Here is a 20795-nt window from a genome sequence, read left to right as displayed (position 1 = left end):
TCTCGATACGTGGGCACAGGGTCATGGCTCACTTGCGCTTCCGATAGCCTCGATCGGGTGAGTCGATTCGTCCATCCAGCCGGGGACCGGCACGCCGAGATGCTGCCCCACGAGCGCCCTCCGCTGGCGCCCGCCGACCTCAACCGGATCAATCCCGCGATCTGGCCCCGAACGTCGACCCGGACCGATGGCGCGCTCACGGTCGGCGGCGTGGACGTGCGCGACCTGGCCCGCGACCACGGCACGCCGCTCTACGTCCTCGACGAAGACGACGTGCGCTCGCGGATGCGCGACTACGCCACCGCCTTCGCCGGCTCCGACGTCCACTACGCGGGCAAGGCGTTCCTGTGCAAGGAGATCGTGCGCTGGCTCCAGGACGAGGGCCTCGGGCTCGACGTGGCCAGCGGCGGTGAGCTCGCCGTCGCGCTCAGCGTCGGGTTCCCGCCCGAGCGCATCACGATGCACGGCAACAACAAGTCCGTCGCCGAGCTGAGCAGGGCCCTCGCGGCCGGGGTCGGCCACATCGTGGTCGACTCCTACGACGAGATCGCCAGGCTCGGCTACCTCGCCGAGCAGCAGGGCAAGCGGCCCAAGGTGATGGTCAGGGTGACCACCGGCGTCGAGGCCCACACCCACGAGTTCATCGCCACGGCGCACGACGACCAGAAGTTCGGCCTGTCGCTGAGCACGGGGGCGGCGGCGGAGGCCGTACGCCGCATCCTGGCCCTGCCGCAGCTCGAACTCGTCGGGCTGCACTCGCACATCGGCTCGCAGATCGTCGACACGGCCGGGTTCGAGGTCGCCGCGCGGCGGCTCGCCGCGCTGCTCGTGCAGATCAAGGACGAACACGACGTGGTGCTGCCCGAGCTCGACCTGGGCGGCGGCTACGGCATCGCCTACGTCGAGGGCGACGAGGCGCTCGACATCAAGGAGCTGGCCGACGGCCTGCGCGAGATCGTCACCAAGGTGTGCGTGGACGCGGGCCTGCCCGTGCCGCGCCTGACCGTCGAGCCCGGCCGCACGATCGTGGGCACCGGCGGCATCACCCTCTACGAGGTCGGCACCGTCAAGGACGTCGAGGGCCTGCGCACCTACGTGAGCATCGACGGCGGCATGAGCGACAACGTGCGCACGGCCCTCTACGGCGCCGACTACACCGCCGCGCTGGTCAGCCGCGAGAGCCAGGCCGAGCCGATGCTCAGCCGCCTGGTCGGCAAGCACTGCGAGAGCGGCGACATTCTGGTGCGCGACTGCCACCTGCCCGCCGACCTGGCCCCCGGCGACCTGATCGCCGTGGCCTCGACCGGCGCCTACTGCCGCTCGCTGGCCAGCAACTACAACTACCTGCCCAAGCCCGCCGTGGTCGCCGTCTCCGGCGGCGTCTCCCGCGTGATCGTGCAGGGTGAGACCGAGGACGACCTGTTGAGGGGGCAGCTGTGAAACCGCTGAAAGTGGCTCTTCTGGGCTGCGGTGTGGTCGGCTCGCAGGTCATCAGGCTCATGCACGAGCAGGCCGGCGACCTGGCGGCCCGTGTGGGCGCCCCGCTTGAGCTGGCCGGGGTCGCGGTGCGCCGCCTCGGCCGCAAGCGCGACATCGACGTCGACCCCGCCCTGCTGACCACCGACGCCGAGGCGCTGGTCACCCGCGACGACGTCGACATCGTGATCGAGGTCATCGGCGGCATCGAGCCCGCCCGCTCGCTGATCGTCGCCGCCCTGTCCCGGGGCAAGTCGGTGGTCACGGCCAACAAGGCGCTGCTCGCCGAAGACGGCGCCACCCTGCACGAGGCGGCCCGGTCCGGCAACGGCGACCTCTACTTCGAGGCCAGCGTCGCCGGGGCCATCCCGCTGCTGCGCCCGCTGCGCGAGTCGCTGGCCGGCGACCACGTCAAACGGGTGCTCGGCATCGTCAACGGCACCACCAACTACATTCTCGACAAGATGGACTCCACAGGCGCGTCCTTCACCGACGCTCTGGAGGAGGCCCAGACGCTCGGCTACGCGGAGGCCGACCCGACGGCCGACGTCGAGGGCTTCGACGCCGCCGCCAAGGCCGCCATCCTGGCCGGGCTCGCCTTCCACAGCCGCGTGACGGCCGAGGAGGTGCACCGGGAGGGCATCACCGAGATCACCGCCACCGACGTGGCCTCGGCCAACGCCATGGGCTACGTCATCAAGCTGCTGGCCATCTGCGCCCGCTCCGACGACGGCCGCTCGTTCGGGGTCCGGGTGCACCCGGCGATGATCCCGCGCTCGCATCCGCTGGCGGGGGTGCGCGAGGCGTACAACGCGGTCTTCGTGGAGGCGGAGTCGGCGGGGCAGCTCATGTTCTACGGCAAGGGCGCCGGCGGCGCGCCGACCGCCTCCGCCGTGCTGGGCGACCTGGTGGCCGTGGGCCGCAACCGTCTGGCGGGCACGCGCGGGCCCGAGGAGTCGACGTACGCGGACCTGGCGGTGCACCCGATGGGCGAGACCGTCACCCGCTGCCACGTGGCCCTCGACGTGGCCGACAAGCCGGGTGTGCTGGCGCGGGTGGCCGACCTGTTCGCCAAGCACGACGTGTCGATCCAGACCGTCCGCCAGGAGGGTCATGGTGACGACGCCCAGCTCGTCATCGTCACCCACCGCGCCACCGACGCCGCCCTGTCGGCGACCATGGAGGGGCTGCGTGAGCTCGACATCGTGCGGGCGGTGGCGAGCGTGATGCGGGTGGAGGGCGACGAGTAATCCGGTCACGGCGTGACGGCTCGCTCCGGCGTGCCCGTGACCGATGAGGACGTCCGGGCGTTCCCTGCCGGACGAGGACCACGGTGAGGTGGCCGTGCCGTGAGTTCCGGCTGGTCAGTCGGTGGGGAAGGCCAGGTCGCGGACGCGGCGGACGGCTCGTTTGAGTACGGTGCGGTTGCGTTCGCGGGCCAGCCGCACCGCCTCCTGGCGCCATGATTCCGCCTTCTCGCGCCACCGCGCCGCGTCCCGGCCGTTCTTGCCCGCCTCCCTGCGCAGCTGCGCCAGCTCGGCACGCAGGGCGGCGGTGCGTTTGCGGTGGAGGGCGAGCTCCTTCTCGTGCTTGGCGGTGAGCTGGGCCAGCTCCGACGGCGGCCGCCTGCGTGGCGGGTAGGTGGCCGGGCGGCGTTTGAAGCCCCAGCTCGGCCCGTCCACCCATTCCAGGCCGAACAGCTCGTCCACCAGGTCGTCCAGCGGCTCGTCCGGAGCGGACACCAGGGCGGCGCGGGACAGGGCCGAGGTGCGGTCCAGGCGGGCCACCGTGACGCCCTGGGCGGTCTCCTCCAGGGCGATGCACAAAGTGCCCCCGTCGTGCTCCTCCAGGTGCCCCACCAGGCGCTCCACGGTGTCCTTGGCGGGCTGCCAGCCGGGCGGGACCGACAGGCGGAACGGGGCCGTGCCGGGGAGCGGGGCGGTGGCGTCGGTGCGGAGGTGGACGCGGGGGTCGTGGTCGAAGGTGGCGTGGATGAGCCGCAGGTCCAGTGACGGGTCGGCGAGGGGGGAACGGCGGGTGGTGGTCAGCGTGTCCCAGGGGCCCGTGATGGTGACCCTGACGTCGGGGAGCGACCCCGCCAGCAGGGCGTCCACCGTGGCCCGGACGTCCTCGTAGGCTCCCGCCGGCACGGTCGCGTCCACGTACGGCACCAGCCACTGCCGCCCCGGGTCCGCGCGCAGATAGCGGCGGTCGGGCACCCGGTCGGCCACGTAGGGGTCGTTGTAGCGCTTCAGCGCCCGGTGGTCGCGCATCGCCGTGGGCAGCCCGACGTGCCACGCCCTCGACTCCGGATCCGGTACGTACACCGCGCCCGCCTGCGTGAGCCGATACCCCAGCTCCGTGTCCTCGGCCAGCTTCAGCGACGTGTCCATGCCCCCGGCCGCCCGCAGCAGCGCCGCCGGGTACGACACCGTCGCCCCCACGTGAATCCGCGTGGCCAGCGAGCTGGGCGCGGTGCGCAGGCCGTCGTGATCATGGATGATCTTCTCGGCCCAGTCGTGCCGGTGCGGCGACAGGGGGAAGAGCTCGTCCTCCGCGCCGGTCTCCAGCGCCTCCCGTACCTGGTCAGGGGTGGGCAGCTCGGTGGCGGCGGTGAAGTCGATCCAGCCCAGCGCCACCACGTACGGCGCCAGGTGGTGCCAGCGGAGCTGGGCCTCCACGTGCCGGCGGTGCGGCACCATGTCGGCGTCCAGCACGAAGACGACCTCGCCCGTCGCCGCGTCGAGGCCCGCCTGCACCGCCCAGGCCCGCCCCCATCCGCCCGGCGGGCTGGAGATCAGTTTCGTCCGGGAGGGCGTGAGCTCGGGCAGGCGGAGCGGGGTGGCGCTGCCGTCGTCCACGACGATGACGTCGAGCAGGTGCTCGGGGTAGCTCTGCGCCGACAGCGCGGCCAGGGTCAGGTCGAGGGTCTCCTGGCGGTCGTGGGCGGGAACGACGACCGTGACGGAGAGTGACGGCTCCCAGGTGCCCAGGGCGGGCGGCGCGAGGACGCCGTAGTCGTTGTGGCGGATACGCGGGATGTTCATCGAACGGGGCTCCCGTCCAAGGCCATGAGGGCGTTCGGGCGGAAGCCGCGCCACTGTTGTCTGTTGCGCTGCAGGAACGTGCCGATCGGCTCCTGCCAGGTGTGGTTGGCCGCCGGGCCTCGGCGCAGGATGTAGCCCAGGCCGTGCGTACGGTAGATCTGCCCGCCCGCCGCCTGCAGCGCCTCCTGGAACTGGGTGTCCACCGACCGCCGCAGCGGCCTGAACCCGCCCACCGCCTGGAACGCCGAGCGCTCCACCAGGATCGTCCCCCCGGCCACGAAGCTGGTGATCTGCTCGGTGATCTGCCGGCGGTGCACGGTGACGTCGATGGACGACAGGTACACGAACTCGGGCACCGTGCCCACCACCTGCGCCCCCGAGTACGAATGCGCCAGCAGCAGGTCGGCCAGGAAGTCGGGCCCGTACCAGTCGTCGTCGTCCATCTTCAGCAGGAACGACCCGGAGGCCCTGGTGGCGGCCTCGTTCAGCACCTCGCCGAAGACGGCCTGGTGGTCGGCCTCGAACACGGTCACCGGCCCCTCGAAGGCCGCGATCGCGGCCGCCACGTCCGGATGTTGCCGGGGCACGCCGTGCAGCGCCAGGATCACTTCGAGCTGCGCGTCCCGCTGGCGGGCGATCTGGTCGAGGGCGAACCCCACCATGTCGGTACGCCGGGTCGCCAGCAGCACCGACGTCAGCGGGGGAGCGGGGGCCGGAGCCCCGAGCTGTTCCCACCGGGCCGCCACCCCATGCGTACGCAGCGCGGCCCGCCGCAGCCGGATGCTGTGCTCCTCCCGCCGCAGGTCGTCCGAGAGGTCGGGGGAGAGTTCGAGCAGCCCCACGAGCTCCTCCCCGAGCGCCCCGGCCCATCGCGGCACGGCCCCGGCCAGCAGCGGAACCCCGGCGGCGGCGAGCCCGGCCAGCAGCCGTACGGCGGCCAGCGGCCCGCTGTGCGCGTGCCGCCAGTCCACCTCGACGCCCCGGACCTGCCGCAGCCTGGACACGTCCGCGTCGGTGACGCCGCCCGACTCGGCGAACGACGTCAGGACCTTCCCGTCCAGCACGATCGCCCAGCGCCCGTCGCGCTCCTCCAGCGCCGCCACGCCGCGCGAGGGGGTGGTGACGAAGCCCTGCGGGTTGACCAGCCGCTCGTCCACCGGCGGGATCATGGAAGGTTCGCCGAGCACGTCGGGGTCGGCCAGCGGCGAGCCGGCCATCCCGGGCCGCCCGAGCCGTTCCCAGCTCGCGGCCTCCAGGGTGGGCCGCTCGACGGGCGTCTGGTCCCCGGCCCACATTTCGGGGTCGGCCTCGCTCAGGTCGGGGTCCGCGCCGGTCAGCGTGCGGAGCACCACGTCGCTGCCGGGGGCGCCGACGCGCTCGGGCACCGGGCCGCCGACCTCGGCGGGGGTCGCGTTCGGGTCGCCCGGCCGCCAGTCCGCCGATCCGACGCCCGCGATCGCCGCCGCCGGGGCCGCGATCACGTCGAGACGATGCCCCGCGAACGCCCGCGCCGTGGCCGTCACCGTCCGCCCGGCGGGTGTCGAGGCGGAGAAGCGCGCGTCCACCACCCAGACCCGGTTCTTCGGCTGGTGCACCCGCAGGTCCGTCAGCGACCGCCACCGGTGCGCGGGCGTCGGGGTGGGCACGGGCGCCGGATGGGAGGCCGGCGTGTCGAGCACGGCCACCACCACGCGCTCGGCCTGGGGCAGCAGCTTGTGCAGCGTGGCGATCCTGCGCAGGTCGGCGGGCGTCTTGGCCAGCACGAGCACCTCCTGCGACAGCTCGGGCTCGGCCTGCGGCTCCAGCAGGTCCCGGTCCAGGTCCACCACCGCGGCGCCGGAGGTGTAGAGCGGTTCGACGTCGTCGATCCCGGCGAAGAACACGCGCGCCCCGGGGCACTCCGCCAGCAACTGCTTGATCATCCAGCGCTCCGCAGGTGCTTGATGAGGGAACTGAGCGGGCCGCGCGACTCCTCGTCCGCGGGCTCCTCGACGGCGGCGGTGAGCCGTTCGACCTCGGCCGTCAGCCGGTCCACCCGCTCGCGCAGCTCCTTGACCTCGCTCAGCCGCTGCCCGGCCAGCGCTCGCCACTTCGCGGGCTCGCCGGTCAGCGGCTCGGCCTCGTCGGCGGGGGCGAAGTCGTACTCGGCCCCGCCGACCCACTCGGAGCCGTACATCTCGTCCACCAGGTCGTCGGCCGCCCCTGGCAGCAGCGCGGCGCGGGCGAAGGCGGCCGTGCGCTCCAGGCGGGCGCTCACGACCCCGCCCGCGCCCTCGGCCAGGGCGACGCAGATCAGGCCCAGGGGGCCGGTGCCGGCCTGCCGGGTGAGCTTGGCCAGCGTGTCGGCGCCGAGCACCCAGCCGGCGGGCACGGTGAGCAGGAAGGGGGCGGGGGCGGCCGAGACCGGTACGCTCTCCGCGAACTCCACCCGGGGCTCGTGCGCGTACAGGTTGTGCAGCAGCCGCAGCTCCAGCAGCGGGTCGTCGAGGCTGGAGCGGCGTTCGCCGGTCAGCTTGCCCCACGGCCCGACGAGCGTGACGGCGGCGTCGGTGAGCGTGCCCGCGAGCGCCGAGTCCACGGTCGCGCGCGTCTCCTCGTAGGTGGTGGCCGGCACCGCGACCCGCACGTACGGGACCAGCCAGTGACGCCGGGGATGCTTGCGCAACCAGCGCAGATCGGGGATCAGGTCACCGAGATACGACCAGTTGTGCCGGTGCACCTCCTTCTCCCGCAGCATCACGGTGGAGGGCCCGACGTGCCAGGCCCTGGCCTCCTCGTCGGGGACGAACACCGCGCCGGCCTGCGCCAGCCGGTATCCGAGCTCGGTGTCCTCGGCCATGTTGAGCGAGACGTCCACGCCGCCCGCCGCCCGCAGCAGGCCGGCGCGCACGGACGAGGACGCGCCCGTGTGCAGCAGATACGCGCTCGCCCCCGCGTCCTTCAGCCGCCTGGTGGACTCCAGCGTCTTCCGCGTGTATTCCGTCGGGACGCCCTCCTCGCCCGGCGCGTCCACGAACCGCGTGTCCCCGATGACCACCGCGTAGTCGATCAGGTGGTGCCAGCGCATGTGCGCTTCCAGATGGTCGTCGGCCAGGAGCATGTCGGCGTCGAGCCAGTGGATCACGTCGCCGGTGGCCGCGAGCTGCCCGGTCTGCCGCGCCGCGCCGCGTCCCCAGCCCTCGCTCACCCGGACGACCCGCGCCCCCGGCACCTCCAGCGGCGGCCGGCTGCCGTCGTCGGCGACGATCACCTCGACCAGCTCGGACGGGTACGTCTGCCGCGCCAGCGCGGGCACCGTGCGCTCCAGCGCCTCCTGGCAGTCGTAGGCGGGGATGACCACGGAGACCCGCAGCTCAGGCCGCCACGACCCCATGGCCGGCGGCCGCAGGGTCCCGTAGTCGTTGTGCCTGATCCGCGTCAAACCCGGTCCTTGGCCAGCGCGCGAACCTCGTCGCGCAGCTCCTCCACCTCTCGCGCCCTGGCCATGGCGTTCACCCGGTCCTCGCCGAGCGAGGCCAGGATGGCGCCGAGGTCGTCGGCCCGGCGCGCGGCCGACGCCTCGATGGCCTTGACCAGCACGTCCAGCCTGGTCTCGACGTTCTTGAGCGCCGCGGTGGTCTTGGCCAGCTCGGCCTCGTGCTTCTTGGCCCGCAGGTCGATCCGGTGCGCCTTGCCGTCGAGGCGGCGTACGGACAGGACGAGGAGGGCGAGGGCCGCGAACGACACCAGGAACGCCACCGTGGCGGCCGCCGCTCCGGGAGTGATCAGGCCGGCCAGCACGAGAAGTGTGAGCACGCCAAGGGCCAGTACTGCGACGAGTGCGGCGGTCGCTGCCAGTCGGCGGGGCGAGAGCATCCGCGCATACCTTTCGTCGTTCACGCCTTGACGGCGTCTGCATCGGACATCAGAGGCGTCATGGACATCTGGGGATTTATTGACACCTTAATCAACATCGGCACCTACCGTGCCATAAGTTCCTGGAGGAAAACTGAGAAATCATGGCGTCATGACCTGCGTGGCCGAGCCTGCCGAATCCGGTACCCGCGTCTACTCGCCAGTAAAACGGGCGTAAGGTAGGCGCCGACTGAGTCCCAAGCGGTCAAGGAGCACACCACCCATGTCGACCCCCTGCGGCTTCACTCGTACGCCGGAGAAGGGGCTGGCCCGCCTGCACTGGGCCGGCGAAGGCTGGGCGGTCGATGGTCAGCGGCCCGACGTGGCCGCACTGCGGCCGCTGCGCGGCCTCGAAGTCGAGTGGCCGGCCGCGAAGGTGCCGCTCGACGGCCTGCTGAGCCTGGCCGCCGCCGGGATCCCGCTGACGGCGGCCCACGCGCCGCGCTGGGTGCCCGGCGACCTCGCCGCGCCGCTCACCGACCACGCCTGGCTCGGCCACGCCCCCGACGGCACCGCCGGCAACCTGGCCGACCTGCGGCGCGAGGAGCACAGCGTGCGCCTGCGCCGCCTGGCCCACCCAGGCCCGGCGCCCCAGGTCGGCATCGTCATGTCGACCAAGCGGCCCGGCCTGGTCGGCGCGGCGCTGGCCCAGATGGAGCGCCAGCGCGACGTCGCGGCCGAGGTGCTGCTGGGGCTGCACGGAGTGGCGTTCGAGCAGGTACGCGCGGCGGTGGAGTCCTGCTCGCTGCCCGTGCGCTGGGTCGAGGCGGACGCCTCCGTGCCGTTCGGCGAGGTGCTCAACCGGGCCGCGGCCCTGGCGAGCGCCGACCACCTGGCGAAGTGGGACGACGACGACTGGTACGGCCCCCGCCACCTGGCCGACCTGTTCATGGCCAGGTCGTACGCGGGGGCCGACGTCGTCGGCACGACGGCCGAGTTCTTCTACCTGGCGCCCTTGAAGGCGACGATCAGGCGCACGACGTTCGCGAGTGGGGCGGGCTATCCGAGCGAGGTGTGGTCCGATCATGTGGCGGGCGGAACGATCATGATTGCCCGGGAGAAATTCCGCGAAATAGGGGGATTTCCTGCGTTGCCGCGCGCCGTTGATCGTGAATTCTTGAAAGCGGCGCAAAATGCCGGCGCGCGCGTCTATCGCACGCACGGGCTCGGCTACGTCCTGCGCAGGGGGCTCAGCGACGACCACACCTGGCAGCTCCCGCTGGCCCACTTCGTGAAGGTGGCGGCCAACCAGTGGCGGGGGTTCCGCCCGAGCCTGCTGATGGAAGCCGCATGACGGTGCCGGACGGCCTCAGGGTGCGCGGCAACGACTATCGGACCCTGAAGCCCGACGAACGTTTCACGCCGCGGCTCAGGGTCAGCGTCGTCATCCCGGCCTACGGGGGGCAGGACAAGCTCGACCTGGTGCTCGCCGCGCTGGCGCGGCAGACGTACCCGGCCGGGCTCATCGAGGTCATCGTCGTCGACAACGGCAGCGCGCCGCCGCTGCGGCTGCCCGCCGGCGCGCCCGCCGGCGCCCGGCTGATCACCTGCTCGCGCCCAGGCCGGGCCGCGGCCCGCAACGCCGGCCTGGCCGAGGCCACCGGCGACGTGATCCACTGGCTCGACTCCGACGTGGTGCTCACCCCGGGCGCGATCGAGGCCCACATGCGGTGGCACCACGCGGCCCCGTACCTGGTCGTGACCGGATACATCCGGTTCACCGACGTGGCGCCGCCCGCCGAGCTGCCCGGCGACCTCGCCGCGTACTTCGAGCCCGCCGAGCCGCACGCCTGGATCGTCGACCTGGTCGAGCGCACCGACGGCCTCACAGACAACCCGCAGCGTCCGTTCAGCCTCCATGTGGGCGGCGCGACCTCGGTCGGTGCCCGGCTGATCGAGGCGGCCGGGCCGATGGACGAGGAGCTGATCCTCGGGCAGGACACTGAGATGGGCTACCGGCTGGGGCAGGCGGGGGCGGTCTTCGTACCGGAGCCGTCGGCCCGCGCCTACCACCTCGGGCCGACGATGCGGATGCGCGACAAGGCGCCGATCGACCGGGTCAGCCACGCGTTCGTGGCCGACCGCATCCCGGCCTACCGCTGGCTGCGCGGCCATCCCGGGCGGCAGTGGAAGGTCCCGTACGTCGCCGTGGTCGTGGACGGGACGGCGGGCTACGACAAGGTGCGGGCGAGCGTGGACGCGGTGCTCGCCGGCACCATCCCCGACCTGCACGCGCACGTCGTCGGCCCCTGGGACACCCTCGACCGCGACCGCCGCGCCCCGCTCCGCGACCCCGATCTGGAGCGGGTGCTCGTCCACGGGCACTACCTCCACGACGGCCGGGTACGCCTGGCCACGACCCCCGACGTGGACCCGGCGGTGCCGTTCGTGCTGCGGCTGCCCGCCGGTTGGATCCCCGGCGAGGACACCCTGGCGCGGCTGCTCGACCTGGCCCGCGACGAGGGCCTTGGCCTGGTCAACGTGCTGCTGCACGAGTCGTCGGAGGGCGTCGTGGCGGCCCGGCTCGAACGCGTCTCGGCCTTCGCCAGGGCCCGCGTCGTCGCCGCCCCCGGCGAGGACCTGGACGACGTGGTGGACGCGGTGTCGGGCGTCTCCTGGGTCGAGGCCGGAACCTACGGCTTCACCACCGAACCGGTGCCGCCGCTGGGACGGCGAGGGGCCTACCGGGCGCGCCTGGAGGCGCAGGCGGAGGCCGCCAGGCTGGCCAAGGAGAACCAGCGGCTGCGCGAGCAGGTGGCCAAGTGGAAAGAGGAGTCCACCCGCTGGCGCAAGTCGGCGGTGGAGCTGCGCCGCGAGGTCGGCACGCTGCGCCGCCAGCTCGCCGCCGCCGACCGGGCCCAGCAGAGCCTGCGCACGCTGGTGTCCACGACGATGAAACGCGCGCTCCGCCGCCGCCTGCGCGGCTGAGGGCCGGCCTGCGCGATCGAGGGCCGACGGCTCGCGCGGCTGAGGGCCGGCCGGCGCGATCGAGAGCCGGCGGCTCGCGCGGCTTTGAGGGCTTTCGGCGTCAGTTCGGGCGGAGCGCCGACTTCAGGCGGCGCAGCAGCGTCTTCTCCGGCGGCTCCGCCGGGACGACCGCCACCGGGGCGGGGATGGTGACCGGCTCGGGCTGCGTCGGCGCGGGCCAGAAGCGGTCCGGCGGCTCGTGGCGCACCCCGTGCGTGACGGAGATGACGTCGTCGACGTCGGAGTCGCCGTCCGTCAGCAGGGCCGCGCGGCCGAGGGCCGAGGTGCGTTCGAGCCGGGCCGTCCGCCCGTCCGGCAGGTCCACGACCAGAACCCCGGTCAGATCCTTCTGCACCGACTCGATCATCCGCTCCAGCGTCGCCCGGTGCAGCGGCACGTCCACCGGCCCGCGATAGCGGAACGGCGTCGGCGCGGGCGTCGGCGCGGCCTCGTCGATGAGCCGGACGCGTTCGTCGTGCGCGTACAGGTCACGCATCAGCCGCAGCTCGAAACACGCGTCGGACAGGGCGAAACGCCGCGAGTCGTCCAGCCGCGACCACGGCCCGACCAGCGTCACCACGACGTCCTGCAGCTTGCCGTCCAGCGCCGCCGCCACCGCCCGCCGCACCACGGCCTCGGAGGTGTCGGTCACGTCGAGCACGATCTCCACGTACGGCACCAGCCACCGCCGTCCGCGGTCCTTGCGCAGGTCCCTGCGCAGCGGGATCCGATGCGCCAGGTACGGCTCCACCGCCCGCACCGCCCGCTCCCGGTTACGATGCTGGGCGGGCAACCCCAGATGCACGGCCTCCGCGGCCAGGTCGGGCACGAACACGACGCCGTACATGGCCAGCCGGTAGGAGAACTCGGTGTCCTCCCCGCGCGCCACGGTCGGGTCGAGCCCGCCCACCGCGTGGAAGACCTCCCTGGGCAGGGCGAACGTCGGCCCGGTGCACACGTGGTACGGATTACGGCTCTTGCGCAGCCCGTCGGTCTTGGCGATCGTGGCCTCGGTCGAGCTCGACACGGCCGAGTCGAGGTCGAACACCTCGCCCAGCCGCTTGGCCTCGAAGACCTGGGCGGCGGTGACCGGCGGCACCTCGACGAACTTCTTCATCCCGATCGTGACCAGGTAGTCGGTCACGTGGTGCCAGCGGGCCAGGGCCTCGATGTGCTCGCGGCAGGCCACCATGTCGGCGTCGAGCCGCTGGATGATCTCGCCGTCGGCGGCCTTGGCGCCGGTGTTGACGGCGTTGGAGATGCCCCAGCCGTCGCGGACTCGTACGAGACGGGTGTTGACCGGCCGCAGCTCCGGCAACCGGAGCGGCGGGCGGCTGCCGTCGTCGACGACCAGGACCTCCATCAGGTGGTCCGGATATGTCTGCGCGGCCAGCGCCGCCAGCGTCAGGTCGAGCTTGTCCTGCCCGCCGTGAGCGGGTATCACCACGCTCACGGAAAGGGCGGGCGACCAGGCGCCGAGCTGCGGTGCCGCTACTGGTGAAAAGTCGTTCTGCCTCAGAGCAGGACGCGCGTTCATGGTGGTGACCCCCTGCCGAGACCTTATCGGGAGATGCTGAGAATTTCCTGAATAGTGCCCCTGTCCAACGGGTGCGTCCGACCTGTGGACGCGGCGCGGCGGGGGGCCGCCGCACCCCGTACACTCTGTGCCCAACACCGCAGGTAGGGAGTCATCATGGGCAGGTCGTGGCGTGGCCTCATCGAGGAGTACCGCGAGCGTCTTCCGGTCACCGCGAACACGCCGGTCATCACGCTGCTCGAGGGCGGCACGCCGCTGGTGCCGGCACACCGCGTCTCCGCTCTCACGGGGTGCGACGTCTACCTGAAGGTCGAGGGGGCCAACCCGACGGGCAGCTTCAAGGACCGCGGGATGACCATGGCGATCAGCAAGGCGGTCGAGGAGGGGGCCAAGGCGGTCATCTGCGCCTCCACCGGCAACACCTCGGCCTCCGCGGCGGCCTACGCCGTGCGCGCCGGGCTGACCTGCGCCGTGCTGGTGCCGAAGGGGAAGATCGCCATGGGCAAGCTGGCCCAGGCGCTCGTGCACGGGGCCACGCTGCTGCAGGTCGAGGGGTCGTTCGACGACTGCCTGGAGATGACCCGCAAGCTGTCGTCCAGCTATCCGATCGCGCTGGTCAACTCGGTCAACCCGTTCCGGCTGCAGGGGCAGAAGACGGCGGCGTTCGAGATCGTCGACACCCTGGGTGACGCCCCCGACATCCACTGCATCCCGGTGGGCAACGCGGGCAACATCTCGGCCTACTGGATGGGTTACCAGGAATACTTCGACGACGGGGTGTCGACGAAGCGGCCGCGCATGTTCGGCTTCCAGGCCAGCGGCTCGGCGCCCATCGTCGAGGGCGCGCCCGTCGTCCATCCGCACACGATCGCCACCGCGATCCGCATCGGCAACCCGGCCTCCTGGTCGCTGGCCACCGCGGCGCGCGACGATTCGGGGGGCGCCATCCAGGCGGTGACCGATCGGCAGATCGCGGCGGCGTACAAGCTGCTGGCGCAGGAGGAGGGCGTGTTCGTCGAGCTCGCCTCGGCCGCCAGCGTCGCGGGCCTGCTGCAGGCCCACGCGCAGGGGCTGGTGGAGCCGGGGCAGCGCATCGTCTGCACGGTCACCGGTAACGGGCTGAAGGACCCTGACTGGGCCATCTCGGGGGCGCCGGCGCCGGTCGTCATCCCCATCGATGTCCACGCCGCCGCGGCGGCGCTCAACCTCGCCTGACGGGGACATACGGGGAGTGAACACAGATTTGAGGACCGTTGAGATCCGCGTGCCCGCCACGTCGGCGAACCTGGGGCCGGGGTTCGACACGCTGGGGCTGGCACTGAACCTGTACGACGAGATCGAGGCCACGATCGGCGGGGAGCCTGGAGTGCGCGTCAGCGTGCGGGGCGAAGGGGCGGGCGAGGTCGAGCTCGGCGAGGGGCACCTGATCGTCCGCGTGATGCGCACGACGTTCGACCGCATGGGGGCTCCTCAGCCCGAGGCGATCGACCTGCGCTGTCTCAACAGGATCCCGCACGCCCGCGGTCTCGGCTCGTCGGCGGCGGCGGTGTGCGCGGGCATTCTCGCCGCGCGCGCTTTGGCCGATAGCGAACGCGCCGCCGCCTTCTCCGACGACGCCGTCTTCGCGCTCGCGACCGAGCTGGAGGGCCACCCCGACAACGTGGCCCCCTGTCTGGCCGGCGGGCTGACCGTGTCGTGGTCCGACCACGCCGGCCTGCCACATATGGTGAAGCTTGCTCCCGACCAGCGGATCCGTCCCGTGGCGCTCGTCCCGCAGACGCGGTTGTCCACGGAGGCCGCGCGGGGGCTCTTGCCGAAGGACGTGCCCCACAAGGACGCCTCCTTCAACGCCGGCCGGGCCGCGCTGCTGATCGCCGCGCTGACCCAGCGGCCCGAGCGAGGGCTTCTGCTCGCCGCCACGGAAGATCGTCTCCACCAGCACTACCGCGCGCCTGCGATGCGGGAGAGCGCGGATCTGGTAGAACGTCTGCGTGCAGTGGGCGTGCCCGCGGTCGTTTCGGGAGCGGGTCCCACGATTCTTGCGTTTTCGACATCGGATACGCAGGATTTGATCGCGCCAGAAGTGGGTAATGACTGGCACATCCAGCTAATGGACGTCGACCCGGTTGGTGCGAACGTTCAGTTCCCCGAGACACGCTGATGCCTCTTTAGACCTTCAGGGAATAGCCGTGTGCGCTGGTGATGTTAGGCTGATAGCCGCACCAGATGCCCCCTTGGTGGGTGCGTGCTTGTCAGCCATACATCGCTGCATCATGCTTCACGTCGCGAGGCGTGAGCAGCGCGGCTGTCTCCCCGGAATCCGTTGCCTCCGGTTGGCCCACACCCGGTTGGCGCAACGCGAGGTGGCGACGACGGGGACCTGCGCGTTCGAATCATCTCGACATCTGGTTGGCGACAGCAATCTGGGGGGTGTGTCAGCCACGCGCCAGGGCCCATCGGCCGCGTGGACGTGCCCCTCCTCTATGAGTGGCGGCCGTCCCCAGCGACAGCCGAAGATCGCAAAGTGCACCCCGACCCGGTCTGTCCCGCCGGATCGCAAGCACCTCCGGGACGCCCGGCAGAACAAAACCGGCGCCCGACCCCTGGGAAGGACCTTTTAGTTGAGCGACACCACCGAACTCCTCTCCGACGCATCAGGCGCTGAGCCGGCGTCCGGCGACACCCCCACCCGCGCAGCGGCCAAGCCGCGTGCGCGTCGCTCTGGCACCGGCCTGTCCGCCAAGGTGCTGCCCGAGCTGCAGAAAATGGCTGCGGAGCTGGGCATCAGCGGGACCGGGCGCATGCGGAAGAGCCAGCTGATCGCGGCCATCCAGGAGAAGCAGGGTGGCGGATCCGGAGAAGGCGCACCGTCGGCCGCGCCCGCCGCGGAGGCGGCGGCCCCGGTCACGACCGAGGCGCCGCCCGCGGCCGAACGGCCCACCCGCGCACGCAGGGAACGGTCCCGCCCCAAGGCCGCCGAGGAGCCCGCTCCGCAGGCCGCGGCCCCGGCCGCCGAGCCCGTCGTGACGGCGCCCGAGCCCGTCGCCGCCGCCCCGGCCGAGCCGGTCGTGGAGCAGCAGGCTCCGCTCGCGGACGCCGGACAGGGCGACTCGCGTACCGACCGTGGCGAGAGCCGTCGTGAGCGCCGCAGCCGTGGCGAGCGCCGTGAGCGCGGCGACCGCGGTGACCGTGGCACCGACCGCACCAGTGACCGCAGTAGCGACCGCAGTGACCGCAGTGACCGCTCCGGCGGTGACCGCGGTGAGAGCGGTCGCGTCGAGAGCGGGCGCGACGGCGGCCGTGACATTCGTGACGGTCGTGACAGCCGCGATGGCCGTGACAGTCGCGATGGCCGTGACGGCCGCGACGGCCGCGACGGTCGTGACGGTGGCCGCGACGGCGGCCGTGGCGACCAGCGCGAGCGCGCCGCCGACTCCGGCGGCCGTGACCAGCGGGGCGACCAGCGCAGCGACCCGCGCGGCGGCGGCGATGACGACGACCGGCGTGGCCGCAGAGGCCGCTTCCGTGAGCGCAACCGCGGCAGGGGCCGTGAGCGCTTCGAGAGCAGCGACCCGGTCATCGGCGACGACGACGTGCTCATCCCGATCGCCGGCATCCTCGACATCCTCGACAACTACGCGTTCGTCAGGACGAGCGGCTACCTGCCGGGCAGCAACGACGTCTACGTCTCGCTGGCCCAGATCCGCCGCAACGGCCTGCGCAAGGGCGACGTCATCACCGGCGCCGTCCGCCAGCCGCGCGACGGCGAGCGCCGCGAGAAGTTCAACGCCCTGGTCCGCCTCGACACCGTCAACGGCATGGACCCGGAGCAGGCTCGCAACCGGCCCGACTTCAACAAGCTGACGCCGCTCTACCCGCAGGAGCGCCTGCGCCTCGAGACCGAGCCGAACATCCTCACCACGAGGATCATCGACCTCGTCTCGCCCATCGGCAAGGGCCAGCGCGGCCTCATCGTCTCGCCGCCCAAGGCCGGTAAGACGATGGTGCTGCAGGCGATCGCCAACGCGATCACCCGCAACAACCCCGAGTGCCACCTGATGGTCGTGCTCGTGGACGAGCGGCCTGAAGAGGTCACCGACATGCAGCGGTCGGTCAAGGGCGAGGTCATCCACTCGACCTTCGACCGTCCCGCCGAAGACCACACCACGGTCGCCGAGCTCGCCATCGAGCGGGCCAAGCGCCTGGTGGAGCTGGGCCACGACGTCGTCGTGCTGCTCGACTCGATCACCCGCCTCGGCCGCGCCTACAACCTGGCGGCCCCGGCGTCCGGGCGCATCCTGTCGGGTGGTGTCGACTCCACGGCGCTCTACCCGCCGAAGCGGTTCTTCGGCGCCGCCCGCAACATCGAAAACGGCGGCTCGCTGACGATCCTCGCCACGGCCCTGGTCGAGACCGGGTCCAAGATGGACGAGGTCATCTTCGAGGAGTTCAAGGGCACCGGCAACGCCGAGCTCAAGCTCAACCGCTCCCTGGCCGACAAGCGGATCTTCCCCGCGGTGGACGTCGACGCGTCCGGCACCCGTAAGGAAGAGATCCTCATGGGCAAGGACGAGCTCCAGATCGTCTGGAAGCTGCGCCGGGTGCTGCACGCGCTCGACATGCAGCAGGCGCTGGAGCTGCTCCTGGAGAAGATGAAGGAGACCAAGTCCAACGCGGAGTTCCTCCTGCAGGTCCAGAAGACCACGGTGAGCAACGACCGCGACTAGCGGCTCCTGGCAAAGGGGCGGTGGGGATGCCCTCCCCACCGCCCCTTTTCCGCATACTGGGGCTAGCCCCACCCCCCGACGGGCGCTTCCCGGATTCACGGCGGGGCCGCGCGCGTGCAGGCTTGGGGCATGCGATCAGTGGCGTTGAAGGACCGCGTACCGCTCGGGCCCTATGGGCCGATCGGGGTCGTGGTCGATCCGATGACCTGGCGGGCGGCCCCCTACCTGCTGGTCACCGGGGCGTTCGGGCTGGGCTGGTTCGTGGTGCTGGGCTTCGCGGTGCCGGTCTCGCTCACATTGGCCGTCGTCTGGGTGGGCGTACCCCTCACGATGGCCACCGTCCTGATGTGGCGCGGCGGGGCGATGGTGGAACGGCGGCTGATGGCCGCGGCGCTCGGGATCAGGATCGACGACCCCTACCTGCCGCGGCCCGATCGCGGGCTGGGCGCGCATCTGCGCTGGCTGCTGGCCGACAGCGCCACCTGGCAGGACCTGGGTTACCTGCTGATGCTGCTCCCGCTCGGGCTCGTCGAGTCGGCGGTGTCGCTGGTGGTGTGGCTGACGGCGGCGCTGCTACTGATCCAGCCCCTGCTCTACGGCCTGTACGCGTTCATGGGCGTCTACAGCGACCTCACCATCGACGACTGGCGGGGTGCCTGCGTCGCCGCGCTCTTCGGCGTGGTGGCGGTGGTGCTGGGAGCCTACCTCGTACGGGGGATGGCCTGGCTGCACGGCATGCTGGCCACGGTGCTGCTCGGCGGCAGCCAGGAGGAGCGGCTGCGGGCCAGCAGGGCCAGGGGGATCGACGCGGCCGAGGCCGAGCGGCGCAGGATCGAGCGCGACCTGCACGACGGCGCCCAGCAGCGGCTGCTGTCGGTGGCGGTGGACCTCGGACGGGCGCAGTCGAAGTTCGACACCGACCCCGAGGAGGCCAGAGACCTCATCGCCCAGGCCCACGCGGGCACCAAGGCCGCCATCGCCGAGCTGCGCAACCTGGCCAGGGGCATCCATCCGGCCATCCTCAGCGACCGCGGGCTGGACGCCGCCTTGTCGGGGCTGGCGGCGCGGGCGCCCATCAGGGTCGACGTGTCCGTCGAGCTGGACGACCGGCCGCCCGCGGCCGTCGAGAGCATCGCCTACTTCACCGTGGCCGAGACCCTGACCAACATGGCCAAGCACTCCGGCGCCACCGAGGCGTCGGTCACGGTGCTGCGCGACCACCGGGGCGTGGTCGTGGACGTGTGGGACAACGGCATCGGCGGCGCCCTGGTCTGCCCGGGCGGCGGGCTGTCGGGGCTGGCCGACCGGGCCGCCACCATCGACGGCGTGCTCGTCCTGCACAGCCCGATCGGCGGCCCCACCCTCGTGCGTGCGGAGTTGCCGTGCGAGTGGTAGTCATGGGCCATGCGCGTCGTCATCGCCGAGGATTCCGTACTGCTGCGTGAAGGGCTCGCGCGGCTGCTCGCCGACGGCGGCATCGAGACGGTCGCGGCCGTCTCCGAGGGGCCCGCGCTGGTGGCGGCGGTGCTGGAGCACGAGCCCGACCTGGCGATCGTCGACGTACGCATGCCGCCCAGCCACACCGACGAGGGCCTCAGGGCGGCGTTACAGGTCCGTCAGGCCAGGCCCGACTTCCCGATCCTGGTGCTGTCGCAGTACGTCGAGGAGCAATATGCCGGTGACCTCATCGGCCGGGCCGTCGGCTACCTGCTGAAGGAGCGGGTGGCCGACGTGGCCGAGTTCCTGGAGGCGGTGCGCCAGGTGGCGGCCGGCGGCACGGTCATCGACCCCGAGGTCGTCGTGCAACTGCTCAGCCGCCAGCGCCGCGGCGCCCCGCTCGACTCGCTCTCCCCCCGTGAGCGCGAGGTCCTCGCCCTGATGGCCGAGGGCCGCTCCAACACCGCCATCGCGGCCCGGCTGGTGGTCTCGGAGGGCGCCGTGGAGAAGCACATCTCCAGCATTTTCGCCAAGCTGGCCCTCGGGCCGGCGCCCGAGGACCATCGGCGCGTGCTCGCCGTCCTGACCTACCTGGGCCGGTGACTACCTGACGTCCACGAACTCCTGCGGCGACAGCGCGCTGCGGGTCTTGCTCGTGCCCGGCACCTTGACCTGGAAGTAGCCGTCCTTCTTCGCCTTGAACGACCTGCTGTACCTGCCGGTCGACGTGGCCTTGGCGAAGCCCACGAGCTGGTACGTCTTGGTGCCCTTCGCCTTGAAGTACACCTCGACCTTCTTGCCCTTGTACGCCTTCGAGCCCCGGTAGACTTTGCCGTACACCTTGAAGGTCTTGCCCTTCTTGACCTTGTTGGCCGCGGCGATCGTCACCCGGGTCTTGGTCTTCTTCGTCGAGCCGCCCGCGGCCGCCTCGACCGAGAACGCCGCCTCGCCCTTGAGCGTCTGGCCGCCCCTGCGGGCGTAGATCTCCAGGGTCCAGGAGCCGGCCGGGGTGTCGTCGGCGAAGTAGGTGGTGCCGCGGTAGTAGCCGTCGGACTCCTTGGACAGGTCACCGAGGTCGTAGTACTCGCGGCTGGCGTCGCTGACGAGCTTGGCCGAGACGCCGCTGGCGTCCTTCACCGTGGCCTCGACCGTGACCTTGACGTCCTGGCCCTTGACGAGCTTGACAGGGTCGGGGTTGACGCTCGCGCCGGTGATGCCCTGCTTGTCGGAGACCTGGACCACGAACGGCGTGGTGTTGGTGCCGGTGTCGCGGGTGACGGTGACCTTGAGCTGCCAGTCGCCGGCCGGGTCGTCCTTGCTGATCGGCCACCGGCCGGTGATGGTCTGCTCGGCCCCCGTGCCGCCCGTGCTGAAATCGAACGAGACCGACTTGCCGGACTTGCCGGGCGGCTCGATGGTGCCGCTGACGCTCGTGACCTTCCCGGGGTCCTTGAGCGTGAGGGTCACCTTGCCGTCGACGTCGTTCGCGATCGGGATGTACGCCTCAGCCGAGGCGCTGCCCGAGAAGTCGTCCGCCATGGTGACGGCGTACTGGGCGGCTGACGCGCCGGTGGCGGGGAGGGCGATGCCTCCGGCGAGAATGACGGCCCCCGTGGCGGTCGCAAGCAGCAACCGCGCGCTTCTCTTCATCTGATGAGGTCATCCTTCAGGGAAAAGTGATGATTGATGCTGATGGAGCCTAATGTGACC

Annotated in this window: 15 protein-coding genes; 9 read left to right on the top strand and 6 right to left on the bottom strand. The window is 71.9% G+C overall.

What is annotated here, in order from left to right; genetic code table 11:
• Positions 1-57 precede the first annotated feature (57 nt).
• Positions 58-1440 (top strand): diaminopimelate decarboxylase, encoded by a 1383-nt coding sequence (gene lysA / locus C4V41_RS12605; RefSeq protein WP_103956013.1) that lies wholly within the window; start codon positions 58-60, stop codon positions 1438-1440.
• Positions 1437-2726: a homoserine dehydrogenase gene (locus tag C4V41_RS12600; protein ID WP_268808588.1), complete on the top strand. Its 1290-nt coding sequence runs from the start codon at positions 1437-1439 to the stop codon at positions 2724-2726. Before lysA ends, C4V41_RS12600 begins: the two co-directional genes overlap by 4 nt.
• Before the next feature lie 114 nt (positions 2727-2840).
• On the opposite strand, the gene C4V41_RS12595 is transcribed toward C4V41_RS12600, so the two are convergent.
• From C4V41_RS12595 to C4V41_RS61780, 4 genes are read right to left on the bottom strand one after another with little or no spacing between them, the layout of a single operon-like run.
• Positions 2841-4523 carry a glycosyltransferase family A protein gene (locus C4V41_RS12595; protein WP_103956012.1) on the bottom strand — a complete coding sequence of 561 codons (1683 nt, stop codon included), beginning with the start codon at positions 4521-4523 and terminating at the stop codon, positions 2841-2843.
• Entirely contained in the window at positions 4520-6445 is a 1926-nt protein-coding gene (locus C4V41_RS12590; RefSeq protein ID WP_103956011.1) for a glycosyltransferase, read from the bottom strand. Before C4V41_RS12590 ends, C4V41_RS12595 begins: the two co-directional genes overlap by 4 nt.
• Positions 6442-7944: a glycosyltransferase gene (locus C4V41_RS12585; protein WP_160150257.1), complete on the bottom strand. Its 1503-nt coding sequence runs from the start codon at positions 7942-7944 to the stop codon at positions 6442-6444. The genes C4V41_RS12590 and C4V41_RS12585 overlap by 4 nt, the downstream gene beginning before the upstream one ends.
• The gene (locus C4V41_RS61780; RefSeq protein ID WP_160150256.1) at positions 7941-8318 is read right to left on the bottom strand and encodes a hypothetical protein; all 378 of its coding nucleotides are present in this window, start codon (positions 8316-8318) and stop codon (positions 7941-7943) included. The genes C4V41_RS12585 and C4V41_RS61780 overlap by 4 nt, the downstream gene beginning before the upstream one ends.
• Before the next feature lie 322 nt (positions 8319-8640).
• Here C4V41_RS61780 and C4V41_RS12580 point away from each other — a divergent pair, with 322 nt between their 5' ends.
• Positions 8641-9711, top strand: a complete 1071-nt coding sequence (locus C4V41_RS12580) for a glycosyltransferase family protein (protein ID WP_103956009.1) — start codon at positions 8641-8643, stop codon at positions 9709-9711.
• Positions 9708-11345 (top strand): glycosyltransferase, encoded by a 1638-nt coding sequence (locus C4V41_RS12575; protein WP_200823928.1) that lies wholly within the window; start codon positions 9708-9710, stop codon positions 11343-11345. The genes C4V41_RS12580 and C4V41_RS12575 overlap by 4 nt, the downstream gene beginning before the upstream one ends.
• Before the next feature lie 100 nt (positions 11346-11445).
• Here C4V41_RS12575 and C4V41_RS12570 read toward each other — a convergent pair whose 3' ends face one another.
• Positions 11446-12921, bottom strand: a complete 1476-nt coding sequence (locus tag C4V41_RS12570) for a glycosyltransferase (protein ID WP_103956008.1) — start codon at positions 12919-12921, stop codon at positions 11446-11448.
• Positions 12922-13077: 156 nt separating this feature from the next.
• On the opposite strand from C4V41_RS12570, the gene thrC reads away from it, so the two are divergent.
• The 5 genes from thrC (at position 13078) to C4V41_RS12545 (ending at position 19688) form a co-directional block, all read left to right on the top strand.
• Positions 13078-14136 (top strand): threonine synthase, encoded by a 1059-nt coding sequence (gene thrC, locus C4V41_RS12565; RefSeq protein WP_103956007.1) that lies wholly within the window; start codon positions 13078-13080, stop codon positions 14134-14136.
• Positions 14137-14164: 28 nt separating this feature from the next.
• Positions 14165-15082: a homoserine kinase gene (gene thrB, locus C4V41_RS12560; protein ID WP_456093851.1), complete on the top strand. Its 918-nt coding sequence runs from the start codon at positions 14165-14167 to the stop codon at positions 15080-15082.
• A 460-nt stretch (positions 15083-15542) separates the two neighbouring features.
• Positions 15543-17648 (top strand): transcription termination factor Rho, encoded by a 2106-nt coding sequence (gene rho / locus C4V41_RS12555; RefSeq protein ID WP_103956005.1) that lies wholly within the window; start codon positions 15543-15545, stop codon positions 17646-17648.
• 129 nt (positions 17649-17777) lie between these two features.
• The gene (locus C4V41_RS12550) at positions 17778-19043 is read left to right on the top strand and encodes a sensor histidine kinase (RefSeq protein WP_200823927.1); all 1266 of its coding nucleotides are present in this window, start codon (positions 17778-17780) and stop codon (positions 19041-19043) included.
• 9 nt (positions 19044-19052) lie between these two features.
• A complete protein-coding gene (locus tag C4V41_RS12545; RefSeq protein ID WP_103956004.1) occupies positions 19053-19688 on the top strand; it encodes a response regulator in 636 nt (211 codons plus the stop codon).
• Here the strand turns inward: C4V41_RS12545 and C4V41_RS12540 are convergent, their stop codons facing one another.
• Positions 19689-20735, bottom strand: coding sequence for a hypothetical protein (locus C4V41_RS12540; RefSeq protein ID WP_103956003.1), 1047 nt, complete (start codon positions 20733-20735; stop codon positions 19689-19691).
• Between the last annotated feature and the right edge of the window lie 60 nt (positions 20736-20795).

Origin of the sequence: Nonomuraea solani (assembly GCF_900108335.1) — a bacterium.
In the GTDB taxonomy this organism is placed as follows: Bacteria; Actinomycetota; Actinomycetes; order Streptosporangiales; family Streptosporangiaceae; genus Nonomuraea; species Nonomuraea solani.
The sequence above is the reverse complement of the archived record's forward strand: the minus strand, read 5'-3'. Positions and strand labels throughout refer to the sequence as shown.